Below are 22,989 nucleotides of genomic sequence, written 5' to 3' on the forward strand. Positions count from 1 at the left end.
GGCATCTTACTATGCGTTGTTGCATTTATAAAATGGGAACAACAGCCCCAATTCAAATTGGTAAACATAGCGTATCAATTATGTGTCCGTTTACTTACTTATGGGGTACTGTGATACTACCTGGTGACTTAGATATTGATGTGAAATCGGGAACAACTTATCAAATCACTGGAAAGCCTTGGAAGTTATGGTATGCAAATGTTCCGTCTCCTGAATTAATGAATGAATATGTAGATGAGGCAATTGCAGATTCAAAAAAAGGTAATATAGCATTTGCGGTAAGGTGTAATAATACAAATAAAGTTGTAGGGACAAGTCGATTTTATAACGTTGATGTTAAAAATAAGCGAGCGATGTTGGGTTATACATGGTACTCATCATCAGTGAGGCGCTCACCAGTTAATACAGAGTGTAAATTGCTTTTATTATTGCATGTGTTTGAAAAACACTCTGCAATAGCTGTTGAATTTAGAACTCACTTCTTTAACCAAAATTCTAGAAAAGCGATAGAAAGGTTAGGAGCCAAACAAGACGGTATTATCCGAAACCATCAAATTTTAAAGGATGGTTCTATTAGAGATACTGTTGTTTACTCGATTATTAATTCTGAGTGGCCAGCGGTAAAAAACAATTTGCAGAGTAAGTTTTGCTAACAAGCGCTTAGGCGTTTTCGGAGAGTTGTGCGCAAGGCTATATATTTTGATCTCGATAATACTCTTGTACATAGAAATAAGAGTATTTCAGCTTACTCGGAAATGTTTAGCGAGCGATACGCTGATTCATTAATTTCTGTCAATTCAGAAGATATCGCAATGGTCATATTCTCACAGGACAATGGTGGTTACCTCAGTGAAACATCACCTTACAGCACCATCAAAGATGCTGTGTCAAATGAGCTTCACAAAAGGTTTATCCACAGTAAACAGGTTGCTGTCGAAGATATTCTGGAACATTGGATACAGAACTTTCCTCAATGCGCGCAGCCGATGAGTGGTGCAAACGACCTTCTGGTTCAGCTATCTGAGCAAGGGTTCCATATTGGAATCATTTCTAATGGTGCAGATAAAACCAGAATAGCAACTGCCGAAACCTTAGGGGCTTTTGAATATATTAAGCAGCTAGTGAGTTCTGAGGCTGCCGGTATGCGAAAACCTGATAGTGGCATATTTACAAAGTCAGCTAATGAATTCGGGTTTACCGCAGATCAATGCTGGTATATTGGAGACCATCCTGTAAATGATATAGAGGGAGCCAGAAAGGCTGGAATGCAAGCTATATGGCTGCGAGGATTCCATGATTGGCCAGAAGACATTGATAAGCCAAGCCATTCTATAGCCTGCTTGTCGGAAGTGTCGAGTGTGTTGGTATCAAAATCTAACAATCAAAGGTAAAGCGACGCGTTTGCTTGGGCGTTGGTATCTTACGGGAATACTGAACATCAAGAAATGTTCGAATCTTTGTTTAATGGATACGCGCCAGGGCTATCTGTTGAATTAGAGCCTACAGTTATAAGTCAGTTGTTTATCTTGTCCTATTTTCACGGATTTATTAGCTTTGTAGGCAGCAAGCCAGCTGCTTTTGCTGTGTGTTTCGAATCTTACTCTACTTATCGAGCCCAGAAAGTGATGAATATCCATGACCTTCTGGTCTCTGAACACTATAGAGGCCAAGGTTTGGGAAAGGTTTGTATCATTGGCAGAAGTACCTCAATTAGCACGCTGTTCATACCTTAACGTGGCGTTATGCATCTAAGGATACATATGAAATCTCGTAATAAAGTTTGGTACGGGTATGTAGTAGGACTACATATCATTATTGCCGTGATACTTGTGAAAAGTGATTTCGTTGAAAAAGTAGGAAGAAGAATTGGGATTTATCAACCCACCGAAATTTCCGATTATTACAATACAACAACTACCTATCATAAGCGCATGGATGGCTCTGTTCCCGAAGGTGCTACGATTTTTATTGGTGATAGCATAACGCAAGGACTAGCGACTGCTGCCATATCAGAGTATTCAGTCAATTATGGAATAGGGTCTGATACTACAATTGGGGTGATTAATCGACTTCCATTTTATAAATCAGTTACCACAGCAAAATCCATAGTGATTGCAATTGGAGTGAACGACCTTAAACGCCGAGATAACAGTAGTATCGTTAAAAATCATCAAACAATATTGAACCTTATACCTAAAGATAAAAAAATAATTTTGAGTGCAGTGCTACCCGTTGATGAAAGAGTCAGTTCAGTCAAAGTCTCTAACAAGAGGATTCTTCAGCTAAATTCAGCGTTAAAAAAGATGTCCACGAACTATGTCAATGTCATTTTTATTAATTCCAGCAGCATGCTTCAAGAACCTAATGGAAATTTGAAAAGTACATTTCATACTGGAGACGGCGTTCATTTAAACACCGACGGTTACAGAGTATGGATAAGTCAGCTTCGAAAAGCGCTAGACAATGCATAACGCCCTGACTTGACTAGAACTCGAATTACTTTTAGCAATGGCAATTTTCAATGACCAGAAAAATGAAAAGGCCAGTTAAATTGGTTATCTATTTATGCACATATGTTTTTTCTGGTTGTTTACCTTGTAGTCTAAAATTGGTAAGGTGTTGTTCATAAAGAAATTTAATCGTTATTATTGGTTGGTAGACCGAGGTGAAAAGGATGTATCTATGGAATTAAAGTATCGTTCAGCAAAGATGAATGACTTGGAAAATCTCGTGTCATTACTTATCGAAGATCCGCTTGGAAGCCAAAGGGAAGACGCATCAATACCATTGAAAAGCTCTTATATTGACGCATTTAAAGCGATAGATGTTGACCCTAATAATGAGCTCATAATAGTCGAGGTTGATGAGCAGCTAGTCGGTATGCTCCAGCTAACTTTTATCCCTTACCTCACTCATATTGGTAGTTGGCGTTGTCTTATCGAAGGAGTTCGAATCCATGAGTCTTTTCGTGGTCGAGGATTCGGTGAGCAAATGTTTGAACATGCCATTAAGCTAGCGAAAACTAAGAATTGTAAGGTTGTTCAACTTACTAGCGATAAACAACGTCCAGATGCTATTAGGTTTTATGAAAAACTTGGTTTTATAGCAACTCACGAAGGGTTCAAACTGGCGGTGTAAGTTGTCTGCTAACAAGCCTCTAGATTAAGATTCAACAAGGCTGTCATGCCATGTTTTGGTTAAATCACCCAATTATATATCACCCCCTTTAAATGAGAGTTGGTAGAAAGTGAGGGAACCAAATTCAGTTAATATATTCCTTTATCGAATTAATAAAGGAGAAAGAGAATATCTCTTATTCAACAGAGTAGCCCGTCTTGGTCTTCCAAGTTTTTGGCTGGCATTACAGGTGGAATGGAGACAGGAAGTGTCGAAGGAGTTGATTAATAACTTTAACTAGAATAGGGGAGGAACCATCCCCCCCCTAAAAAGGATAATAAATTGCTTGAGGTATTTTAGAATTTCATGTGTTTTAGATAAGCTTTTATGAAATTCCCCTTCAAATCTTTCTCTACCATAACGACAAATGTACCATAGGAAGTACCTTTGCTTTCGTAACTAAGATCGTATCTCTCCTCGTCAATTCTTAACATTCCGGTGATCCCCTGAAGCAGACAAACACCTCGTGAATGTTCGTCTACTCTTTTCTCAAAAGAAGCAACGTCAGTGAACGTGTGTTTATTACATATTCCTGACGCCACTGGATGAAAATCGAGATTTACAGTGCCATTTGTACTGTTGAGGACGGTGTACCTTTGATAACTATAGTTACTATCAGTATCTTCTAGCGAAAACTCATCTGCTTTAACTACAGAAGAAAGAGTCAGTAGTGCTAAACCTAAAGTGAAAATCTTTTTCATAACAAACCTTATGTAAATAAATAATATAATAGTAAATGAATGCACTAATCATAAATAATCGCCAGCGCATTAACTGAGTGCGATACTATCACTAAAGGGGTATTCGTAAAGTCTGTTAGATTAAATGTGCGCGTAAAGAATTGTAAGTGAAACATTATTCTTGTTAACTGGTGTTTGGTGGTGTTAATAACTGGCGTCTTTTTGTTGCGGTGTGGTTGTCAGATTGTTTTGGTATCGTGCTATTGTTTAGGTTCTTGTTGGTAGTATGAACTTTATTCAATTATAGCTTTAAATAGGCAAGTACCGTTTGATTGGTAGCCTATTTTATTCTTTAAACGAAAACGTTATTATAATCTGTAGCTTTTGGTAATTCGGTATATACGGCTGCAGCCATGAGTCTTGTTTTTAAGGCAACACCTATGCAACTTTAGAATCAAACTGGGTATTCGCCTTTCGTTGGCGCTTAACGATATTGAACTATTTACATTGTTTATCAAGGATATCGAGGTAGAAAACTGTCAGCCACTACGGTCGATTTTAACCGTGTTCCATGAATGGACTTGGATAAGGCTGTTAAAGTAATCTCTTAGGTTAGCAGTAGTTCAATCACTTTCAGTGTACGGTAAGTACGACATACTTTGCCTTTATGTTTTACTATAGGGGTCTATCTTGAAAAGCTATTTTGAACACGCAAATATTACAGTTATTAATCTAGAGCATACTATCAATTAACTGGGACACGTATAGCTTGCTCGGTTTCTCATTTAGCAAGAACTACTTAGCCCGCTATTTTGGTGCTAGGAATAGGGAGTTGGCAAGTTCTTGAAGTGACAAGCTATGCTCTAGAGTTAATGGATGTACTGGAGCGAATCAACGAACCTGATGGTTATCGTAAAATTACGGTACGGGTTACTTGTTTAGTATCTGGTGAGGAACTGAGTGTTTTTAGCCATAAATCCTTTCTCCTCGTTATTTATGATCACAATATCCTTATTATATTCGCCTTTCGCTAGGTGTTCGTGTGATCCGGATACATCTTATTTTGTTAATAAGGTTACTTATAAAGCTGAAATGTTCGCTGTTCATTTTTTCGGAGGAATATAATTATTTAAGTTAACCCTCTAACGCTGAGGGTGTATAGTAGGGCCAGTATTTTTTAACTAGATAGACGAATAATATGCCCAACTACTACCTTCATACAGCAAATGCCAAACAAGCGCTGGAGGCTATCGCCAAAGGACAGACTTGCGTCTTGCTTTCCGCTGATCTTAATCTTTCAGAGCAAGAATTTGCTTTAAGTGACCAAGGCCTCGTGCTCGACGAAGACAATCGACTTTCTATTGACGAACTCAAAAAAATAGTCAAGAAGACACAAAGGATTTACCTCTGTAGTGATGGCGATATAGTTCCGCTTGAAGACCGCAGTTCAGGCTACTACAAACTTGTTCCTACGGATGGATCACCTCTACTAGAAATTAGTGGTGTTAAGATGCACATATCCAAGGGAACTGACCCTTTTGTTAGTGCTTCCGAGATGGCTCAGAAGGCGGTACGTAAGGGTGATAAGGTACTGGATTGCTGCAGCGGTCTAGGCTATGCGGCTATTGCAGCCCACCGAATAGGCGCAAGTGAGGTACTTACTATCGAGTTGAGCCCTGAGGTAATGGGGCTGCGTGCGCAGAACCCTTGGTCAAGTGATTTGGGGAACAAGGGGATTGTGCAACGACAGGGCAGTAGCTATGAACTGATCCCTACAATGCCTGCGGCTTCTTTTGATGCGGTCATTCACGATCCACCGCGTTTTTCCCTTGCTGGTGAGCTTTATAGTGAAGAGTTCTACCGACAGATCTTCCGAGTGCTACGCAAGGACGGGCAGCTTTTTCATTACACCGGAAATCCACACATAATAAAGAAGGGAAGCAGCTTTGTCGACGGTGTCATCCGCCGGTTAAAAGCAGCGGGCTTTAAGAACGTGGTAAAGGTCGATCATCTGATGGGAGTCAGTGCGCAGAAAAAATAGAATAAAGGGGAGCCGTAACAATTATTAATGATTCTTAATTTTGGTTGTATCCGGCTTCTTATTAGCGTGTGTTTTTTTAAAGCTTGAATTTGACCATCTTTATCACAAAATCAAAAAAACCTCCAAAGAGGAGGCTTTTTAACTATGTCGCTATAATCAAGAATACAACATTTATACCAAATAGAAAAAGAACCTAATTAGCAATAAGTTCAACAACAAGCCCACCTTTACCATCGGTATCTTTAACGTATAATGGGGCTATAAAAAGCTTGATCCTGTGTGATTTTTCACTAGCATCAAAAAAGTACATACTCGAAGGAACTGCTTTATCATTAGCTTTGTCAGTACAACCTGAAAATTTGAGTTCGTGCTTTACCAATTCGTATGCTCCGGCTTTTTCTGTATCCGTCTGTTTTAATTCTCCTTCAATAGTGCAGTCTAGAACGGTTTGGTGACCTTGTACTGTTGCGGTACCATCCTTGTTCGCGGTGAACTGTAAATCATAGCTTTTATCTTTTGAGGAAAATGAATACGTTTCTAGTTGTTCGAAGCTTTCGTGCTGACTAATTCGTTCTAAAGTGATTGATTCTCCAATGGTTAAACCTAGATCTTTCGCACTTTCATCTAATCTCTTAACAGTAAGTTTGATTTTTTTACCATTATCAATAAACTCGAAATTTACATCACCACGATCCCGATTTAAAGGCATGACACTAGTATGTTCAGTGAACATTGTAGCCCTTCCTGAATTATTAGCCTGAGTAATAAAGAATCGGGTTTTCCCATTTGTATCTTTTAAGGTAAAAGTTACAAGCATCAATGGAATATCCTTGGTGATTGTATAATTTTGTACCACTAAATTAATATTTTTTTGACTCCCATTAGAGCTTACTTCCACATAACCACCAGGAGTCGCTTGCACTCTTGGAACGGGCTTCTTAGCTTCTTTTGTTGGTGGTGTACTACCGCCACCACTGCCACAACCAGCCAGTAATGTAATAACCACAAGACATAAAGAAGATAATAAATATTTCATTTTAGCAATCCAATAAATAAAGATGCCGAGAATATACAGTACAGTCTATAAAGAGTCACGCATAATCAATAGCCCCCATAATCACCTTAATATACATTACAGTTTGTAGGTAAAATGTTATATTTACTTATCCAGATTTCATCAATATGTTACGGCTCTGGTTTCAAAAACTAACCCGCGAAGTTGGAGGTTAACGCCTAGTGGGGAGTCATTATGTCTAGGTATTCAAGGCTTCACTAGATGGTAAGCTAGAGGAAGTCGCTAATGGTAACGTATAGCTGTTATATCCGTTACTTATTTGGACGTTATGTACTAGGAGAAAAAATGGAATTTACTTTTGAAAAAGTGACTCACAGGGATCTAGATTTAATCCTTAAATTAGGTGAGTCAGTTAATGAAGAACATGTCGTGCCTCTACTTAATGCAGAAGGTCAGGAGGCGATTAGAATTGCGTTTAAGGCTGATATTGATCAGGTGAAAAATCCCGACATTTATTCGGCAGTTAAAGCAACTATTGGTAACGAAATTATCGGTTATATAGCTTGGCGGGAAGAGAACTACATTGGCCATCTTTATGTTAAAACTGAATATCATGGTTTTGGTGTAGCGAAACGACTAGTCGAAGAAATGAAGCAAATTAGTAGCGCAAGGTTGATTCGAGTCAAAGCATCTATTTATGCACTTGGTTTTTATGGGAAAGTCGGGTTTAAAGCAATGTCGGAGGAGTTGAGTATAAATGGCATTCGTTATGTGCCTATGGAACTCAATGTTGAACAACGGATATAGTCTATAAGAATAGGATTAGTTGAATAAACATGATGTTATGCGCATAGCGTTTTGAATCAGTTTAATAATGATGTTGGTGTTACTGATCTTTTAATCGAAATTGAAGATTGTCGAGCATAAGTGCATCATTTTCTATTTAATAATAGGGTATTGATATGGAAGAATATTGGAATCCGATGGTTCCCGAATTACTCGTTACTGATTTTGATAAGTCGCTAGCTTTTTATACACAAGTGTTAGGTTTCTCTATTCGAATTAGGCGAGACAAACCCGATTTTGTGTATCTAGAGCAAGGCCAGGTTCAAATTATGCTTGAGCAGATTAATGAGACGGCTTGGGTAACGGGTGAACTCGTTGCTCCCTTAGGGCGAGGTATTAACCTTCAAATCGAACTACCTGTTCTAGCCCCGCTTATAGGCCGTCTTGAACAGTATCAGGTTTCTTATTATCGTGAATTGAAAGAAACGTGGTATGACATCGGGAGTAAGATTTCTGGAGAGCGTGAATTTTTGATTCAAGACCCAGATGGTTATTTATTACGGTTTACTCAACACTTGGGTGAAAAGCCTAAGGATGTAACGTGAATGAATTTGATTGGCATAAAGATGCTATTTCTAACAGTACTTTGATTACATCGTCTTATAAGAACACTCAAAATGTTCGTCGGTTCTTTAAGTTAAACTGTGGCGAAAATTTTAAGTTTGATCGTAATTTCATGCTGTGGATGAAAGGTGCACAAGGATTAACTATGGGTGACGCAATCGAAGAGTGGCTTAGTTAAATACGAAATATCAGGAAAAGTCGGTGATATAGTACATTGCCACAGCAAGACTTGCAGAAAATCACTTTTTAATAGGAGCTGGCATGATCCAACTTAGGCCAATGACATCAGATGAATATCCCGCGTATTGTGATTATTTCATTGACGATTACAGCCATGAGATTTCTAAAAATTATGGTCACTCAATGGAGCGGGCTGTCGAATTAGCTCAGCAAGACCTAATACGTTGTTTTCCTAATGGATTGGAAACCAATGAACACGAGCTGCTGTGTATTGAATCAGAATCGAACCTTGTTGGCTATTTATGGCACTCGATTAAGGTAAGTGATAAATCCACATTTATTTATGACTTTTTCATATTCCCTAATAGCCGTAATAACGGCTATGGAAAGTTAGCAATTAAGGCGCTTGAATCACAATTGAAATCAATTGGCATTGAACAAATAAAACTAAGAGTTGCTTACCACAATCAAAGGGCTTTAAAGTTATATCAGGAAGTTGGTTTTGCTATTAGTGGTTATAATATGTCAAAGAAAATAAGTGAAAGTTGTTGGTAGTAGCACCTGCAGAAGATGTCTATGTGTTGTCTTTGAAATAAAAAATTAGACCGTATTGAAATGAATGAAATTCCCCTTCCGCATGAGTAGAAGGGGGTATTAACTCAAATACAAGTATTAACTTACCTTATAAGTATACATATGTCTGTAAACTTAGTTTTTCATCACACTTGTATTTAAGACCTTTCGCTATTAGAACGCGTAGGCAAGGCTTGCTTTGAAGTTACGGCCGACTTCGTAGCTGGTGTATTTATCTGAGCCCCAAGAAATACCGAAGCCTGTATGTTCTGCATATTGCTTGTTGAATAAGTTGTCTACGCCAAGATTTATAGTTAGGTCTTTCGCAAAAGTAGGGTTATAGGCTGCCCACATGTTATGAACACCGAATCCCGGGCGACTAATCTTTTCATTTTCTTCATCTGTATATTCGTTACCTAGAACGAAGCGTGAATCCCAACCAAACACGATCTCTTCGCTCAGGCCATAATTGAAACCAGCCTTGATATTATGAATACCTGTTTTATTCATATCGCTAGTCGTGTTGTCTTTAAGGTTCTTCTGATCGCCATCTGAATATGAGTGGTTAGCATAAATGCTAAGGTCTTCTAATTTGTAAGTGAATACAGTTTCGATACCCCATACTTCAGCATCGTTCTTGTTAGTTAAACTGGTGTTCTTGGTTGGGTGCATTTGGTTATCAAGGTTATACTTATAAGCCGTGAACCCAATGATTGAGTTATCAGCCCCAAGTAAGTTAGATAAATCGTAATCGAAGCCTGTTTCATAGTTGTTACCCGTCATGGCCTTTGTATCACCTTGAGTTACCTTACTCGGGTCTCCTATCATTAAGGCTTCTGGTAATGAAGCGCCTTTAAATAAACGACCATAGCCTACACGTAGTCGTAGATCATTTGTTGCTTGGTATTCACCTTTGAACTTTGGTGAAAGTTGGTCTAGCGTACCAGAATACATGCCACCAAGTTGATGAATATCGTAACGTAGTCCCGACGTTAAACGGAAGTCGTTAATTTCGAATGAATCCTGAATGTAAAGACCATAAGCTGTGATCTTACCGCCATCAAAACCATATTTTTTAGTTTCACCTTTTTGTGGGCCCGAGAGTATTTCGCCATTCTCGGCGTCAATCCACTGTTTTGCTGTGTAACCGTCAACGCCATATGTTAACTCGTGATCAGAAACCCAAGAAACATTACGAATATCACCCCCGATAGTTGTTACATTATATTCGCGATTTGGGATTGATACTTGACCATCTTTGATCCATTTTCCATTAGCATCTTTTTTCCAAATGCTATCTGTCAGCGGGTCGCGTTTCATGTATTGGCGGTTATAGTATAGATTGCTCTTTAAATTAACGAGATCATTGTCTGGATTGTAGGCGTGTTGAAGCGTTACTGTATCTCGGTTGATAGAATTGTAATTATGATCTTTGTCTGCATATAAAGCGCCGTTTTTTTCACCTGAAAGTTGACGTTTACCACCATCACTATAGTGGTTTATCATTAGTTTGAATTCGTTGCTGTTATTTGGAATAAAGACGACTTTTGCCAAACCTGATTTTAGCTCGCCTTGTTTAGAGCTAACATCGTCTTTGTTTGGAATATGTAGGTCGCCATCTTCTGAATAGTTTGCGATAGCCATAAACTGAAGCTTGTCGTTCAGCTTTGTATATACGGCAACGTCAACACCTTTTCGTTCGTATGCACTTTGGTAACTCGTTTTGATACGAGCACCAAATTTATCATCGCCTTGAAGTAAATCATCAGGGTCTTTTGTTTCGTAGCTGAACGAACCGTTGACAACACCTGAGCCATTAAGTGCAGAGTTGGCCCCTAGCTCAATTTTAGCCACTTTCAAAAGGGATGGGTCGATAGTTTGGTCACCGGAGTGATGGAAAAGCTGACCTTCCTGACGAGCGCCATCGATGGTTACAACTGCGAACTTGTCTTCCATTCCTCGAATAAATACTTTACGTGAGTACCTAGCATTACCATCAACAGTAACACTTGGCATAGTGTTTAGAATATCTTTGATGTCGGAAGCTTGTTTTTGCTCTAATGTTGTTGCGTTAATCTCAGTTTGAACCAGCTGATCTAAAGCTGTTGCTGTTACAACCATACTTCCATCATCTGAAAACGCTGAAAATGATGTTAGCGCAATGGCTATTGCCGAAGGTAATACTTTTAATTTCATATTATTATCTGTCTCGTTATATGGTGTATTTGAGACGCGCATTCTAGCACTATATCTAAATGGTAATTGTTATCATTTACATTGTTTACATTACACTACTTTACATTGTTTACTTTATTTACATACTTTCTGAAGATAGCTTTAAATTCGAGCCTAGTTGGCTTCATCGTCATGGAAGGGGGATGAAATTTATGGGGGCTATAAATGGGTTATAAAAAGAATAAGAGGAGGCTTAAGGAGCTGGGGGGGGGGAGAGTGATAGTCTACTGTCGTTGTAGACTATCGTATCATTTTAATCGGACTAGCTAGATATAGCCCAACACAATAAATTTACAACGTTAGAATTTGTAAGATGCAGCTAGGTATAGCGAACTTAAAATAACATCAGTATCAGATTTACCTGGAGTCTTAAGTGTGAAAGCGTCAGCTTCATAGCCTGCACGGAAGTTTATATTAGATAAAGTCGCTGGTGTATATTCTAAACCTAGTCCTAAACGTGCGGCTGTAGCACTGCTATCGTCTATTTTTTTCGTTGTTTGGTGTAGATCCAGTGATGACAAACCAATGGTAGTAAAAGGACGTAAGCCATTTTGGAAAGTGTAACCAAGATTGGCGGTTAGAGATAAAGTAGTAGGCGCCCATTTATAGCCATTTTTGTTGTTAAGTGGTGTGACATCCCCGTATTTTGTATATTGAGTTTCAATTGCAACGATACGGTTAAATTGGTAACCACCAATAAATTTTAGTGTATTACCATGGGTATCAGAATAAAATGAATTGCTATCAGAATCACTAAATGTCGAGCCTAAACCACCACCAATGTAGAAGCCTGAGACGTCTTGGTTTGCTTGAACATGTGTCGTTAATACGATTGCAGCTAAGGCACCAAGTACAGTTATAGATTTCATTATTTACCTTTATATTTATTATTGATTATTTTGATGGCCGGATTATAAATGACACTAAATTTAAAACAATACAACTAGGTTAAAGTAGAGTAAGGTACTGTAAGTAAAGGTGTATTTTTGTAATCCCTTCTTTTTTAATTCAAAAGTGCCCATGTTGTTATCAAAAAATTCTAGTAGAGCATAATTAGGTATTAACCAAAGGAGTTAATCATGAAGTTATCATTAATGGCTGCAAAGTCTCTGAATGGCATCATTGGCAATGGTCCTGATATTCCATGGAGAGCTAAAGGTGAGCAACTTTTATTCAAAGCCATGACATATAATCAATGGCTTTTAGTTGGACGCAAAACTTTTGAGTCTATGGGGTCGCTACCAAATCGTAAGTACGCCGTGATATCACGATCTGATTTCGTTTCAGAGGATGAAAATGTAATGGTTTTTTCTTCAATTGAGGGTGCTTTAAAAGAGTTAGAAGATATTACCGATCACGTTATTGTTTCGGGTGGCGGCGAGATTTATAGAAGTTTGATTTCTAAAGTTGATACTTTGCATATATCAACAATTGATATTGAAACTGAAGGGGATATTGTTTTTCCTGAAATCCCAGGTTTATTTAGTTTAGCGTTTGAGCAAAAATTTGAATCGAATATTAACTATTGCTATCAAATTTGGCAAAAGAGTGAGGAAGCCGTTGTACCGAGTGTTTAAGGATTTTTTTGCAGCGCAGTGGACTGAAGAAGAAAAAAGCACGATTCAAAAATGGAAGTGGTGGTCTTTAGAAGAGATGTGCGTAGCAGGTCACGACAGCTTTAAACCTGAGTTGCTCCCAGGGTTATTAAATGAAATTATAGAAAGTAATGTAACAGTATGACAAGTTTCTGAATTTATTGATAATATTCATGATTGTGTGCGAAGCGATCATTTCAATTAGTCATGCGTTCGGTTTTAATCTGGATTATCTTGTTTAGTTTTAGGGAAAAGTAATGAAAAAATTGTTTTTAGCGTCATCGTTTACTGATGTAGTCGAGTTATTTGTTCAATCGGAAAAAACTGAGCTAAAGGGGAAGACTGTTACATTCATCCCTACAGCGAGTATTCATGAAGAAGTCACTTTTTATGTGGATGCAGGTAAAAAGGTGTTGCAAGATCTAGGTTTAATTATTGATGTGTTAGAAATTTCTACAGCTACAAAAAACGAAATATCAAGTAAGCTAGAAAGTAATGACTTTATTTATATCAGTGGAGGAAATACATTTTTCTTGCTTAAAGAGCTAAGAAGAACGGGTGCCGATGAATTAATAAAGGAACAAATTAACCGAGGTAAACCGTATATTGGCGAATCTGCGGGTTCAGTAATCCTGTCTCCAAATATTGAATATGTAAAAGAGATGGATGACTTTAACGCTGTTGCAGACCTAGTCTCTTTTTCTTCTTTAAGTGTCATTGATTTTTACCCGTTACCGCATTATACAAACTTTCCGTTTCAAGAAAGTACGCAAAAAATAATGTCAAATTACATGGATGCGATTAATCTTATCCCTTTCAGTAATGCGCAAGTGATATTGGTAGATGGTGACAAGGTTGAGTTGGTAAGTATTTAACGAGGTTATATGGAAGTATATTGTAGAGTGTTGGAGGCTGAGGATAGCCGTGCATATCGTGAATTGAGATTAGAAAGTTTGAAATTGCATCCTGAATGTTTCGGTTCGGGATACGAAAAACAAGTTAAGTTACCTCAATTGTACCTTGAAAAGCTCATTGAAGAAGAAAGCAAAAATAGCGCTATGTTAGGTGCATTTATTGGTAACGAGTTGGTTGGTTTATGTGGACTAACTCCTTCAACATCGAAAAAAATCGAAATAATCCAAATGTACGTAGTAAAAAAGAACAGAGGACTAGGGATTGCTTTTAAATTACTTGATTTAGCAAAGTGTTATCTCAAACACTTTAACAGTAATTCGCTTATTTTAACTGTGTATCAAACGAATTTAAGTGCAATAAAAGTATACCAAGATGCTGGGTTTGACGTAATCAGTAGTCAAAATGGTGAGATTCAAATGGCTTTCGTGATGCGAACTTAACACATAAGACCAGGTTGGATACGTTTTAAAGAATAATATAAAGTTTGAAGAGGGGCGCTGTACGAATGGGTGAACCTCAACAATAGTAAATAACTGATTGATTAAAATGGTTATTCAGTGCAATCTTAGCATTCTATTATTCCGTTAGTGATATGGTTATTTATCACTAGTCTTGGGATTTAAGTTAACGTAATGCTCTAGTTCACCGAGCTAGATAATTATTTTATTTTTTGATGTTTGAAAGGATGCAGAAATGTATAGCATTGGTTTTACAAAAAAAGCGAGTAAAGGTTTCCTATTTGGGTGTGCACTTAGTTTAATATCTAGCGCAGTATTTGCGGATGAAAATACGTTATGTTTAAAATCAGAGTTAAAAACGCATCCTCAAAATGTGCTCTCGTGTTTTGTAAATTCAGATTCGTCTACAAAGGCGGACTTGAAACTAGAAAAGAGTGAATATAGAAAGGAAGCTGCTTTAACCGTATATACCTATACATTTACGAGTCAATTTTGGCCTGATAAAACAATAAGCAACTCTGGACGTGACTGGAAGCACACGCTAGTGCTTTATGTACCAGATCATGTCACTTCATCGCAATCATTCCTTTATATTAATGGTGGCACGCGGTTTGAAGAAAAGGGTAAATCTAACCCTAAACCAGCTGAGGTGGATTTTGAGGGGCTCGTAAAAGCAACGCAATCTGTTGTTGCAGATCTACAAGATATCCCCGACCAGTATTTAAGTTTTGATGATGGCATAGCAAGGCGTGAAGACGATATTGTTGCTTATACTTGGAATAAATATATGGATGATCCGGAACATAATGCTTATTGGTCTGCACATTTACCTATGACGAAAGCGGTTGTTAAGGCAATGGACATGATTCAATTGCAAGCCGAAATTCATGGCTACCAAAAACCGACTGATTTTGTGTTATCGGGTGCCAGTAAACGTGGTTGGACAGCGTGGCTAACAACGATAGTAGATGACCGAGTCAATGGTATTATCCCTATTGTTATCGATATTCTGAACACCAAAGAAAACCTACTTCATATAAAAAATAGTCTAAACGGTTGGCCATTTGCATTTCATGATTATGAAGCGCAAGGTGTAACGGACCGTATGGGGAGTCTTGAATTCGACAAATTAATGAGCATCGAAGATCCGATTGCTTATTTATCTTATCCAAAATATGCCTCACGTTTGGCGGTGCCTAAATATATTATTAACGCATCGTCAGATGATTTCTTTGTTCCGGATTCATACTTACAGTACGCGAAAGCTTTACCTGGAGAAACCGTACTTCGGATTTTACCTAATCAGCGTCATTATATTGATTATTCGATCGTGAATCCGGCGCTTATTGAATATTACACCTTGTTTATTAATAAACGTCCTAGGCCCGATGTGCGTTGGAATGCAAGTAAAGATCATCAGGTTATTAGCGTAACGACAGACTTTGAGCCAATTAAAGCAACGTTATGGGAAGGTTATAATCCAAAGGAGCGAGATTTCCGTATTTATCCAGCAAAAATGGAGTATAAACAAACACAAATTGCAGGTGTTTGTATTGAACAAACATGTGTTTATAAATTAGCACCAATTACGACTAAGACAGGTTACACCTCGCGTTTTATTGAGTTTGTCTATGAAGATGGCTCAAATCGACTTGTGACGACGTCACCTGCATTTATAACACCAAATACATATCCCCAGGCTAAAAGTCAGTAACGAAAACTGACATAGCCCCTCAGATTATTGTTACTGAGGGGCTTTTTATCGTAAAAATACAAGTGTTACAGGAGGGGCCAATGAGAACCGTTGGTGTTTCATCATGTATATAACATGGAGAGTTTATGAAAACGGCAATTGTATTAGGGACATCTAGATCTAATGGAAATACTCACAAGTTAGTCAACTTGTATCAACAGCATAAGTCAGCTGATGTATTTAATTTAACAGACTTTTCTATCTCTACTTTTGATTATGACCACAATAATAAACACGATGACTTTTTGGTTTTAGCTAAGCAGCTTCTGGATTATGAGCATCTGATCTTTGCGACTCCTATGTATTGGTATTCAATGAGCGGTCAAATGAAAGTGTTTTTTGACCGGCTATCCGACCTGTTAACAATAGAAAAAGAATTAGGTCGAGGATTGAAAGGGAAAAGATGTTCTGTATTAGCCACTGGCGTAGATGAACAACCACCAGAATGTTTTGAGCAGCCTTTTAAATTATCCGCTGCATATCTCGGTATGGCTTATCAAAAAATGCTTTACTGCTCGTGTGAAGATGACTTTATTGAACAAGAGCATTCTGATAAGTTATTAAATCATATTGGATTAAATATTGCGTAATGCGTTGTTGTTTGACTGTTAACTAATAGGGGGAGGAGTATGGACGTTTCATTAGTTAAAATTGATAAAGAGCATCGAAACATATTAGAAAATTTATTTCATTATTACGTTTATGATATGTCTTATTTTTTGGCGTTGTCTCTGCATGAAAATGGTCAATTCGGTTTTAATAAATCACAATTTGATGCTTATTGGGACAAGGATGATCACGTTCCTTATTTTATTTATGTTGGTTCGGAATTAGCCGGTTTTGTGTTGTTTCGTAAATACCCTTTAGATTTATCTATTAACGATATCGAACAGTTTTTTGTTTTACGAACGTTCAAAGGCAAAGGTATCGGAAAGAAGGCTTTTGAGTTAGTCACCCAGTCATTCCCAGGGAAATGGCAGATTAGAGTGTTACTTGAGAATGTTGATGCGCTTCATTTTTGGAAGTCGTCAGTATCAAATATTGTCGGGCAAGATTACACATTGTCTAAAGATATAGACACCGATTTATTAATGTTCTTCATTCGATTTGAAATAGCCTGTTAATAAAGTCATCAGTATCAATTTTTATAGGGAAGTTCTAAATATGTTGAAGCAAGTAGGGAAGGCTAAGATTCAGCCTAAGCATAAATTAACCTGTCATTGTGGTTCTGTTGAGCTTGAATTGTCGTTACCTAATGGCATTGAAAAACCTAGGCGTTGTGACTGTTCTATTTGTCGTCGGAAAGGTGCAATTGTTGGGTCTGTCGATCTTAGTGGTATTCGTATTATTAAAGGTGCTGAGGTTCTGCGATTGTATCAATTTAATACCAATACGGCTAAACACTATTTCTGTTCTAATTGTGGTATTTATACACATCATCAACGGCGTTCTAACCCAAGTGAGTATGGTTTCAATATTGGTTGCCTCGAGGGCGTTAATCCTTTTGATATCGAGGATATAGTCACTAATGATGGGGTTAACCATCCAGCTGATCGGAAGCTTGTATCTGATTTATAATTTAACTGGGCATTAATGTATTGGAGGAATTGATTATCGACGCACATATACTGAATGTATTTACTGGTGACAACGCAACGGGTAATCCTGCAGCTGTTGTAAAACTCACTTCGTGGTTACCAGAGCATGAGTTACAAACTATTTCGCGTAACTTGGGTCAACCTATTACTTCATTTATTGTTTATATCGAACACAGTTATGAAATCCGTTGGTTTGCGAGTTGTGTCGAAATTAATCTATGTGGACATGGTAGTTTAGCCGCTGCCGCAGCTATTTTCGAAATGGATCCTGACCATGATCTTGATATCCAGTTTATTAGTAAGCACGGTGTGATTTCAGTCAAGAAATATACTTATGGTTATACGATGACTATGCCAAGCTGGCAGTCAGAACATAATCCCGAATTGAAAAAATACAGTAAATTACTTGGTTTGGAAGCTATTGATGTATTTAGCACAAGGGATTTGGTTTTAGTGCTAGATAGTGAAGAGCAAGTTCGTGACTTCGAACCAGACTTTGATGTTATAAAAAGTATCAGTGAGTACCATGCCGTAATCATAACGGCTCAAAAAGGAGCTGGTGGTTATGTACTTAGGTATTTTCCTCCTAAAATCGGGATTAATGAAGATATTGCCACGGGGTCAGCTCAATGTTCATTAGCGCCATATTGGTTAAATAAGTTATCTGTAAAAGAACTCGAGGTAAGACAGTTATCAATCCGAGGTGGTTTTTTCCATGTTAGTCAGAGCCAAAGTGATAGCATTGAATTGACGGTGAATGTTTTACTTACGCAAGTTGTTAATTTTATCGACGAACTAAAAAATGAATAACTGTGTTGTGATGTATTATTGGATCCAACGGGAAGTTGTATAGGACTATTTACAGGGAGTTAAAATGTCAGAGTATTTTGCCAAAATCAATTGGGTTAGAGATAGCAATGAAAGTTATGTTGATAACAAATACAGCCGAGGGCATGAATGGATCTTTGATGGTGGCGTAGTTGTTCAAGCCTCATCTTCACCTCACGTTGTACCTTTACCTTATTCTGTCGAAGCAAATGTAGACCCTGAAGAGGCGTTTGTTGCATCCCTTTCTAGCTGTCATATGTTGTTCTTTTTATCTATCGCAGCTAAACGAAAGTATGTAGTCGATTCATATATAGATGATGCTGTTGGAATAATGGGAAAAGACAGTGACGGTAATATTTCAATGACAAAGGTAACACTTCGACCTTATGTTGAGTTTTCGGGAGATAAAAAACCGACGATAGCGCAACTTGAAAAAATGCATCATCAATCGCATCAACAGTGCTTCATCGCCAATTCGGTCAAAACTGAAATTGTGACAGAGATTATTACAGCTAAAAATTAACAAGTGGAATCAGAATGGAATTTGAACATAGAATAAGTATTAATGCATCGGCTGCAAATATATTCGCGATTTATGAAAATGTGGACGCTTGGTCATCATGGGATCCTGATGTTAAAAGTGCATCTATCGATGGACTATTTGAAGCTGGAGCAATGGGTAAATTAAAACCTATAAACGGTCCTGAATCTAAAATATTACTCACGGAAGTTGTGAAAGATAAATTATTCACAGTAACTAGCCGTTTGCCATTGTGTAAAATGACCTTTGAGCATGTACTGGAACCTAATGGTAAAGATACAGCTGTTTTACATAAGGTGTCTTTTACAGGGTTGTTATCCCCAATATTTGGCCGTTTGATCGGAACTGGAATTAGCAAAGGCTTACCTCATACCCTTAGGGGGTTGAAACTTGCAGCTGAGTCCGGCTGTAAAGACGTTAGTTAACGTCCTATCTTAGAAGACCGATATTACAAAGTGCACTGGTTTTTGAAGGAATATTTTTATAGACACTAAAAAGGAGTAAATAATAGTGAATGACATATTAGCTTTTAGCTTGATCGCGTTACTTTTAGTTGTATCACCAGGCCCAAATGGCGTGTTAATTTTAAAAACTGCGTCGTCACAGGGACAGCGAGCTTCCATCTTGAATATTTTCGGGTTAACCACGGCAACCTTCTTTCATGGCGCGCTGTCTATTTTCGGCTTCTCGGCATTATTGATGCAATCAGCAGAGTTGTTTTTCATCATTAAAATACTCGGTGCTGGGTATCTGTTTTATATCGGTGTAAAGGCAATTATTAGCTCTTACAAAACAAAGAGCAGCGATACCGAAACGAATAAAAAAATCAATGCTCAGAAGAACGGAGTTGGTTATTTTAATGAAGGGTTTATCACTCAAATCCTAAATCCCAAAGTATCGATGTTTTACTTGGCAGCTTTTCCTCAATTTATATCACCCGACAATTTCTCGTATTTGAATGCATTTTCGTTAGTTTCAATTCATGCAAGCATCATATTCATGTGGTTTGTCGGTGTAACCTTAGCAATAGAGAAAATAAAATCATCGGCTAAAAATACCAGAATGGGAAATTGGGTTCAAAGGCTTTCGGGCACTGCCATGATATATTTCAGTTCAATGATTCTGACACAAAAATAAGGATTTAACATGACGTTTGAAAGTATGTCAGAAGCAGAATTGTGGGAGATAGCAACGCCTATCATGGATAACTTGATGGACTGGTCTAAATATTTAGTCGATCACGTCATGATCTTTTAATCATGATAATGGCCTTGAGCAAGAGTAAATAAGAAGACTTTATGGAAAAAAATGCAGATATTTGGCGTCAATATTACGAAAAGGCGTTAATACGTAAACATAGACCAAGCACAGAATCCGCGGTGAAGCTAAACACATCTAATTATAAAACAGCAACAGATTGTGGCTGCGGAATAGGAAGTGATATTCATTACCTGAGTGATTTAGGCTATCAAGTTTCTGGTTTTGATATTAATGAAGATGCGTTAGCAATTTGTCATGAACGTTTTGTTGATAATGCTTTGGTCGAAATATCACGTGATAGTTTTGAGGACTATGACTACCCAAAGAATGGTCTGGTTTTAGCTCACTCTAGTCTTTATTTTGCCGAACCTAGCGATTTTCAAAACACATGGATAAAAATATCATCTAGCTTAGCCAAAGGTGGCGTGTTTGCTGGCGACTTTATGGGTGTAAATGATAGCTGGGCTACAGGGTATCGTAGTGCAACAAACCCGATGAACAAGCAACAAATCTTGAATTTGTTTGGCGAATTTGAAATTATAGAGTTTCATGAGCGTGATGAAAAAGGGCAAACGGCCATAGGAAAAATCAAGCATTGGCATACTTTTTCAGTGATTGCGGTAAAGCAGACTTAAATTTTGTTGATGATTTATAAGGACGTTCAATATGGAACCTGAACATTTAGCATCTCAACTTCGATGTCCGAGCGGAGATAAAGCGCTTGAAGTTGGTATTAGTATGAATAAGGCAAATTATAACCTTAATCGAGAATGCATAAACCTATTAGAATTAAATGATGACAATAGGGTGCTAGAAATTGGACCCGGTAATGGGGCATTCGTGCAGGAAATCTTGCAAGAAGCCAAAGGCATTAATTATGTGGGAATTGATATTTCAACAGCGCTCGTTGCCGAGGCTAGCAGGCTTAATGAGTCTCAGGTTAGAAAAGGGATTGCCAAATTTGAGTGTGGTGACTCAGCGGATCTTCCTTTCGAAGCAGGTTACTTTGACAAGGTGTTTACGGTTCACACCTTATATTTTTGGGACAAACCCTATGAACACCTTTCTGAAGTTAGACGAGTATTGAAGCCATCCGGTACTTTCTGTATTGCTTTCGGAAACCGAGAGTTTATGAAAAATCTTCCTTTTGTGAAGTATGGTTTTGAATTGTATGATGACTCTAGTGCTTGTAATCTTCTGCGCGAAGTGGGTTTTAACATTGAAAGTGTCCATGAATTTACTGAACATGGTTTAAGTAATACTGGTGAGAGTGTCGATAAGCTTGTGCATGTTATTGTATGTAAAGCTTAATATACCCTCTATCGTAAAGAATAAGCACAAAACGATTAAACGGAAAGGAGTGTATGATGGCTAAGATTTATCTGTTTGATTGGGGTGATACCTTAATGGTTAATCCAGCGCATATGAAAGGAAAAATGTGTAATTGGGAGCATGTTGAAGCGATAAACGGTGCACATGATACGTTAGCTTTACTGTCGCAACAGGGTTGTAAACTTTATGTCGCGACTGGTGCTGCGGACTCAAGTGAAGAGGATATTAAAACTGCATTTGAACGAGTAGGGCTTGCTGGGTACATATTAGAATTTTTTTGCCAATCAAATTTAGGTATTGGTAAGGGAACTGCGGCTTATTATCAAGCTGTGGTAGAAGCGCTTGGTGTTGACGCAAGCGAAGTTACCATGGTCGGTGATATATTACATCGCGATATAGAGCCTGCCATTGAGGCCGGATTGAATGCGATTTGGTATACCCCTGATGCATCAGGTGGAGAAAATACGGGGCATTATCAACAAATTAAACACCTCAGTGAATTATGTAATCTTTGAATCATGAGGAAGGGATATTGATATGTTAGTACTGAGACCGAATTGCGAATGCTGTAATAAAGATTTAGCTGCGTCTGCACAAGATGCACTTATTTGTACATTTGAGTGTACGTTTTGTTTACAGTGTGCTGAAAATACATTGAATTATGTATGCCCAAATTGCAGTGGAAACTTGGTGCCGCGACCGATACGACCTGCAGATGCGTTGAAAAATAATCCGGCATCGACAACGCGCGTATTAAAGCAAGGTGGCTGCGTCCGTTCTAGCTTATAACAAAGGATGCCATAAACGATTTATGGCATCCTAATGTATTATTTAATAACTACTTTCTTAATAATGATAGCTTCGCTCGGTACATCTTCATGACCTTTTACTGTTGTCGTTCTTGAAAATGCAATCATGTTAACTACATCCATTCCCGCGGTAACAGTACCAAATGCCGTGTAGCCCCAGCCAGCGTTTGTCGTTGCGGTATGATCAAGAAAATCATTATCATCTAAGTTAATAAAGAACTGAGCTGTCGCAGAGTGTGGTGAATCTGTACGCGCCATTGCGATTGAACCAATCACATTTTTAAGGCCTCGATTAGCTTCGTTAGCAATGGCTGGGCGAGTCTTCTTTTCCTGCATTTTTTCAGTAAAACCACCACCTTGGATCATGAAGTCTTTAATCACGCGATGAAAAATAGTGCCTTCATAAAAACCTTCTTTGCAATAGCGTAGAAAGTTCTTTGACGTGACTGGCGCTTTCTCCATATTCAGTTCAATTTCGATGTCACCTAAGTTTGTGGTAAAAATAATCATTCTGTTGCACCATTTTTGTATTAGTGTTGGTATTAATTTAATCGCGCAGTATACGCAAACATAACGCTAAACTGTAGTC

The 22,989-nt window shown here is 38.0% G+C and carries 31 protein-coding genes; 26 read left to right on the forward strand and 5 right to left on the reverse strand.

From position 1 onward, the window contains the following. Positions 1-32: 32 nt before the first annotated feature. The 5 genes from HWV01_RS09135 (at position 33) to HWV01_RS09155 (ending at position 3,138) form a co-directional block, all read left to right on the forward strand. A complete protein-coding gene (locus tag HWV01_RS09135; protein ID WP_249185498.1) occupies positions 33-653 on the forward strand; it encodes a GNAT family N-acetyltransferase in 621 nt (206 codons plus the stop codon). Between the two features lie 27 nt (positions 654-680). Further along, a complete protein-coding gene (locus tag HWV01_RS09140; protein WP_211675075.1) occupies positions 681-1,391 on the forward strand; it encodes an HAD family hydrolase in 711 nt (236 codons plus the stop codon). Positions 1,392-1,445: 54 nt separating this feature from the next. Then, the gene (locus tag HWV01_RS22485) at positions 1,446-1,733 is read left to right on the forward strand and encodes a GNAT family N-acetyltransferase (RefSeq protein WP_211675076.1); all 288 of its coding nucleotides are present in this window, start codon (positions 1,446-1,448) and stop codon (positions 1,731-1,733) included. A 27-nt stretch (positions 1,734-1,760) separates the two neighbouring features. Further along, entirely contained in the window at positions 1,761-2,471 is a 711-nt protein-coding gene (locus HWV01_RS09150; RefSeq protein ID WP_211675077.1) for a GDSL-type esterase/lipase family protein, read from the forward strand. A 211-nt stretch (positions 2,472-2,682) separates the two neighbouring features. Then, positions 2,683-3,138: a GNAT family N-acetyltransferase gene (locus HWV01_RS09155; RefSeq protein WP_211675078.1), complete on the forward strand. Its 456-nt coding sequence runs from the start codon at positions 2,683-2,685 to the stop codon at positions 3,136-3,138. Between the two features lie 335 nt (positions 3,139-3,473). Here the strand turns inward: HWV01_RS09155 and HWV01_RS09160 are convergent, their stop codons facing one another. Further along, positions 3,474-3,878: a hypothetical protein gene (locus HWV01_RS09160; protein ID WP_211675079.1), complete on the reverse strand. Its 405-nt coding sequence runs from the start codon at positions 3,876-3,878 to the stop codon at positions 3,474-3,476. A gap of 1,177 nt (positions 3,879-5,055) precedes the next feature. Here HWV01_RS09160 and HWV01_RS09165 point away from each other — a divergent pair. Next, a complete protein-coding gene (locus tag HWV01_RS09165; protein ID WP_211675080.1) occupies positions 5,056-5,898 on the forward strand; it encodes a methyltransferase domain-containing protein in 843 nt (280 codons plus the stop codon). A gap of 193 nt (positions 5,899-6,091) precedes the next feature. On the opposite strand, the gene HWV01_RS09170 is transcribed toward HWV01_RS09165, so the two are convergent. Beyond that, positions 6,092-6,934 (reverse strand): hypothetical protein, encoded by an 843-nt coding sequence (locus HWV01_RS09170; protein WP_211675081.1) that lies wholly within the window; start codon positions 6,932-6,934, stop codon positions 6,092-6,094. Positions 6,935-7,258: 324 nt separating this feature from the next. On the opposite strand from HWV01_RS09170, the gene HWV01_RS09175 reads away from it, so the two are divergent. The 4 genes from HWV01_RS09175 to HWV01_RS09190 all read left to right on the forward strand — a co-directional run bounded on the left by HWV01_RS09175 (position 7,259) and on the right by HWV01_RS09190 (position 9,058). After that, positions 7,259-7,720 (forward strand): GNAT family N-acetyltransferase, encoded by a 462-nt coding sequence (locus HWV01_RS09175; RefSeq protein WP_211675082.1) that lies wholly within the window; start codon positions 7,259-7,261, stop codon positions 7,718-7,720. Positions 7,721-7,875: 155 nt separating this feature from the next. Beyond that, positions 7,876-8,304, forward strand: a complete 429-nt coding sequence (locus tag HWV01_RS09180; protein ID WP_211675083.1) for a VOC family protein — start codon at positions 7,876-7,878, stop codon at positions 8,302-8,304. Then, a complete protein-coding gene (locus HWV01_RS09185) occupies positions 8,301-8,501 on the forward strand; it encodes a DUF6434 domain-containing protein (RefSeq protein WP_211675084.1) in 201 nt (66 codons plus the stop codon). Before HWV01_RS09180 ends, HWV01_RS09185 begins: the two co-directional genes overlap by 4 nt. Positions 8,502-8,584: 83 nt before the next feature. Further along, a complete protein-coding gene (locus tag HWV01_RS09190; protein ID WP_211675085.1) occupies positions 8,585-9,058 on the forward strand; it encodes a GNAT family N-acetyltransferase in 474 nt (157 codons plus the stop codon). A 192-nt stretch (positions 9,059-9,250) separates the two neighbouring features. Here the strand turns inward: HWV01_RS09190 and HWV01_RS09195 are convergent, their stop codons facing one another. Together HWV01_RS09195 and HWV01_RS09200 are read right to left on the reverse strand one after the other, a co-directional pair. After that, on the reverse strand, positions 9,251-11,272 hold the full coding sequence (locus HWV01_RS09195) for a TonB-dependent receptor domain-containing protein (RefSeq protein ID WP_211675086.1): 2,022 nt from the start codon (positions 11,270-11,272) through the stop codon (positions 9,251-9,253). Between the two features lie 338 nt (positions 11,273-11,610). Then, positions 11,611-12,180, reverse strand: coding sequence for a porin family protein (locus HWV01_RS09200; RefSeq protein WP_211675087.1), 570 nt, complete (start codon positions 12,178-12,180; stop codon positions 11,611-11,613). Positions 12,181-12,390: 210 nt separating this feature from the next. On the opposite strand from HWV01_RS09200, the gene dfrA reads away from it, so the two are divergent. The 16 genes from dfrA (at position 12,391) to HWV01_RS09280 (ending at position 22,380) form a co-directional block, all read left to right on the forward strand. Beyond that, the gene (gene dfrA, locus HWV01_RS09205) at positions 12,391-12,888 is read left to right on the forward strand and encodes a trimethoprim-resistant dihydrofolate reductase DfrA (RefSeq protein ID WP_211675088.1); all 498 of its coding nucleotides are present in this window, start codon (positions 12,391-12,393) and stop codon (positions 12,886-12,888) included. Beyond that, the gene (locus HWV01_RS09210; protein ID WP_211675089.1) at positions 12,881-13,051 is read left to right on the forward strand and encodes a hypothetical protein; all 171 of its coding nucleotides are present in this window, start codon (positions 12,881-12,883) and stop codon (positions 13,049-13,051) included. The genes dfrA and HWV01_RS09210 overlap by 8 nt, the downstream gene beginning before the upstream one ends. A 112-nt stretch (positions 13,052-13,163) precedes the next feature. Continuing rightward, positions 13,164-13,781, forward strand: a complete 618-nt coding sequence (locus HWV01_RS09215) for a Type 1 glutamine amidotransferase-like domain-containing protein (RefSeq protein ID WP_211675090.1) — start codon at positions 13,164-13,166, stop codon at positions 13,779-13,781. 9 nt (positions 13,782-13,790) lie between these two features. Further along, positions 13,791-14,261, forward strand: coding sequence for a GNAT family N-acetyltransferase (locus HWV01_RS09220; protein WP_211675091.1), 471 nt, complete (start codon positions 13,791-13,793; stop codon positions 14,259-14,261). Positions 14,262-14,514: 253 nt separating this feature from the next. Next, entirely contained in the window at positions 14,515-15,993 is a 1,479-nt protein-coding gene (locus HWV01_RS09225; protein WP_211675092.1) for a PhoPQ-activated protein PqaA family protein, read from the forward strand. A 125-nt stretch (positions 15,994-16,118) separates the two neighbouring features. Further along, positions 16,119-16,622, forward strand: coding sequence for a flavodoxin family protein (locus HWV01_RS09230; RefSeq protein WP_211675093.1), 504 nt, complete (start codon positions 16,119-16,121; stop codon positions 16,620-16,622). Positions 16,623-16,661: 39 nt separating this feature from the next. After that, positions 16,662-17,156: a GNAT family N-acetyltransferase gene (locus HWV01_RS09235; protein WP_249185499.1), complete on the forward strand. Its 495-nt coding sequence runs from the start codon at positions 16,662-16,664 to the stop codon at positions 17,154-17,156. A gap of 40 nt (positions 17,157-17,196) precedes the next feature. Beyond that, positions 17,197-17,610, forward strand: coding sequence for a GFA family protein (locus HWV01_RS09240; protein WP_211675094.1), 414 nt, complete (start codon positions 17,197-17,199; stop codon positions 17,608-17,610). Between the two features lie 29 nt (positions 17,611-17,639). Beyond that, complete coding sequence (locus HWV01_RS09245) at positions 17,640-18,440, forward strand: PhzF family phenazine biosynthesis protein (protein WP_249185500.1); 801 nt, start codon at positions 17,640-17,642, stop codon at positions 18,438-18,440. Between the two features lie 64 nt (positions 18,441-18,504). Continuing rightward, positions 18,505-18,981: an OsmC family protein gene (locus HWV01_RS09250; protein WP_211675095.1), complete on the forward strand. Its 477-nt coding sequence runs from the start codon at positions 18,505-18,507 to the stop codon at positions 18,979-18,981. Positions 18,982-18,995: 14 nt separating this feature from the next. Continuing rightward, on the forward strand, positions 18,996-19,424 hold the full coding sequence (locus HWV01_RS09255; protein WP_211675096.1) for an SRPBCC family protein: 429 nt from the start codon (positions 18,996-18,998) through the stop codon (positions 19,422-19,424). Between the two features lie 85 nt (positions 19,425-19,509). Beyond that, positions 19,510-20,136, forward strand: a complete 627-nt coding sequence (locus HWV01_RS09260) for a LysE family translocator (RefSeq protein WP_211675097.1) — start codon at positions 19,510-19,512, stop codon at positions 20,134-20,136. A 161-nt stretch (positions 20,137-20,297) separates the two neighbouring features. Beyond that, positions 20,298-20,894 (forward strand): class I SAM-dependent methyltransferase, encoded by a 597-nt coding sequence (locus HWV01_RS09265; protein ID WP_211675098.1) that lies wholly within the window; start codon positions 20,298-20,300, stop codon positions 20,892-20,894. Positions 20,895-20,925: 31 nt separating this feature from the next. Then, the gene (locus tag HWV01_RS09270) at positions 20,926-21,570 is read left to right on the forward strand and encodes a class I SAM-dependent methyltransferase (RefSeq protein ID WP_211675099.1); all 645 of its coding nucleotides are present in this window, start codon (positions 20,926-20,928) and stop codon (positions 21,568-21,570) included. Between the two features lie 53 nt (positions 21,571-21,623). Then, entirely contained in the window at positions 21,624-22,106 is a 483-nt protein-coding gene (locus HWV01_RS09275; RefSeq protein ID WP_249185501.1) for an HAD family hydrolase, read from the forward strand. Positions 22,107-22,128: 22 nt separating this feature from the next. Next, a complete protein-coding gene (locus tag HWV01_RS09280; RefSeq protein ID WP_211675100.1) occupies positions 22,129-22,380 on the forward strand; it encodes a DUF1272 domain-containing protein in 252 nt (83 codons plus the stop codon). A gap of 38 nt (positions 22,381-22,418) precedes the next feature. On the opposite strand, the gene HWV01_RS09285 is transcribed toward HWV01_RS09280, so the two are convergent. Beyond that, positions 22,419-22,910: a peptidylprolyl isomerase gene (locus HWV01_RS09285; RefSeq protein ID WP_211675101.1), complete on the reverse strand. Its 492-nt coding sequence runs from the start codon at positions 22,908-22,910 to the stop codon at positions 22,419-22,421. Between the last annotated feature and the right edge of the window lie 79 nt (positions 22,911-22,989).

The organism is Moritella sp. 5, from assembly GCF_018219455.1.
GTDB lineage: Bacteria > Pseudomonadota > Gammaproteobacteria > Enterobacterales > Moritellaceae > Moritella.

Coding starts and splice junctions, on each gene's coding strand:
- HWV01_RS09230 (WP_211675093.1), top strand. CDS start 16,119: ATGAAAACGGCAATTGTATTAGGGACATCTAGATCTAATGGAAATACT.
- HWV01_RS09155 (WP_211675078.1), top strand. CDS start 2,683: ATGGAATTAAAGTATCGTTCAGCAAAGATGAATGACTTGGAAAATCTC.
- HWV01_RS09280 (WP_211675100.1), top strand. CDS start 22,129: ATGTTAGTACTGAGACCGAATTGCGAATGCTGTAATAAAGATTTAGCT.
- HWV01_RS09235 (WP_249185499.1), top strand. CDS start 16,662: ATGGACGTTTCATTAGTTAAAATTGATAAAGAGCATCGAAACATATTA.
- HWV01_RS09195 (WP_211675086.1), bottom strand. CDS start 11,272: ATGAAATTAAAAGTATTACCTTCGGCAATAGCCATTGCGCTAACATCA.
- HWV01_RS09225 (WP_211675092.1), top strand. CDS start 14,515: ATGTATAGCATTGGTTTTACAAAAAAAGCGAGTAAAGGTTTCCTATTT.
- HWV01_RS09180 (WP_211675083.1), top strand. CDS start 7,876: ATGGAAGAATATTGGAATCCGATGGTTCCCGAATTACTCGTTACTGAT.
- HWV01_RS09270 (WP_211675099.1), top strand. CDS start 20,926: ATGGAACCTGAACATTTAGCATCTCAACTTCGATGTCCGAGCGGAGAT.
- HWV01_RS09215 (WP_211675090.1), top strand. CDS start 13,164: ATGAAAAAATTGTTTTTAGCGTCATCGTTTACTGATGTAGTCGAGTTA.
- HWV01_RS09240 (WP_211675094.1), top strand. CDS start 17,197: ATGTTGAAGCAAGTAGGGAAGGCTAAGATTCAGCCTAAGCATAAATTA.
- HWV01_RS09175 (WP_211675082.1), top strand. CDS start 7,259: ATGGAATTTACTTTTGAAAAAGTGACTCACAGGGATCTAGATTTAATC.
- HWV01_RS09285 (WP_211675101.1), bottom strand. CDS start 22,910: ATGATTATTTTTACCACAAACTTAGGTGACATCGAAATTGAACTGAAT.
- HWV01_RS09200 (WP_211675087.1), bottom strand. CDS start 12,180: ATGAAATCTATAACTGTACTTGGTGCCTTAGCTGCAATCGTATTAACG.
- dfrA (WP_211675088.1), top strand. CDS start 12,391: ATGAAGTTATCATTAATGGCTGCAAAGTCTCTGAATGGCATCATTGGC.
- HWV01_RS09255 (WP_211675096.1), top strand. CDS start 18,996: ATGGAATTTGAACATAGAATAAGTATTAATGCATCGGCTGCAAATATA.
- HWV01_RS09150 (WP_211675077.1), top strand. CDS start 1,761: ATGAAATCTCGTAATAAAGTTTGGTACGGGTATGTAGTAGGACTACAT.
- HWV01_RS09220 (WP_211675091.1), top strand. CDS start 13,791: ATGGAAGTATATTGTAGAGTGTTGGAGGCTGAGGATAGCCGTGCATAT.
- HWV01_RS09135 (WP_249185498.1), top strand. CDS start 33: ATGGGAACAACAGCCCCAATTCAAATTGGTAAACATAGCGTATCAATT.
- HWV01_RS09170 (WP_211675081.1), bottom strand. CDS start 6,934: ATGAAATATTTATTATCTTCTTTATGTCTTGTGGTTATTACATTACTG.
- HWV01_RS09250 (WP_211675095.1), top strand. CDS start 18,505: ATGTCAGAGTATTTTGCCAAAATCAATTGGGTTAGAGATAGCAATGAA.
- HWV01_RS09160 (WP_211675079.1), bottom strand. CDS start 3,878: ATGAAAAAGATTTTCACTTTAGGTTTAGCACTACTGACTCTTTCTTCT.
- HWV01_RS09165 (WP_211675080.1), top strand. CDS start 5,056: ATGCCCAACTACTACCTTCATACAGCAAATGCCAAACAAGCGCTGGAG.
- HWV01_RS09190 (WP_211675085.1), top strand. CDS start 8,585: ATGATCCAACTTAGGCCAATGACATCAGATGAATATCCCGCGTATTGT.
- HWV01_RS09275 (WP_249185501.1), top strand. CDS start 21,624: ATGATGGCTAAGATTTATCTGTTTGATTGGGGTGATACCTTAATGGTT.
- HWV01_RS22485 (WP_211675076.1), top strand. CDS start 1,446: ATGTTCGAATCTTTGTTTAATGGATACGCGCCAGGGCTATCTGTTGAA.
- HWV01_RS09265 (WP_211675098.1), top strand. CDS start 20,298: ATGGAAAAAAATGCAGATATTTGGCGTCAATATTACGAAAAGGCGTTA.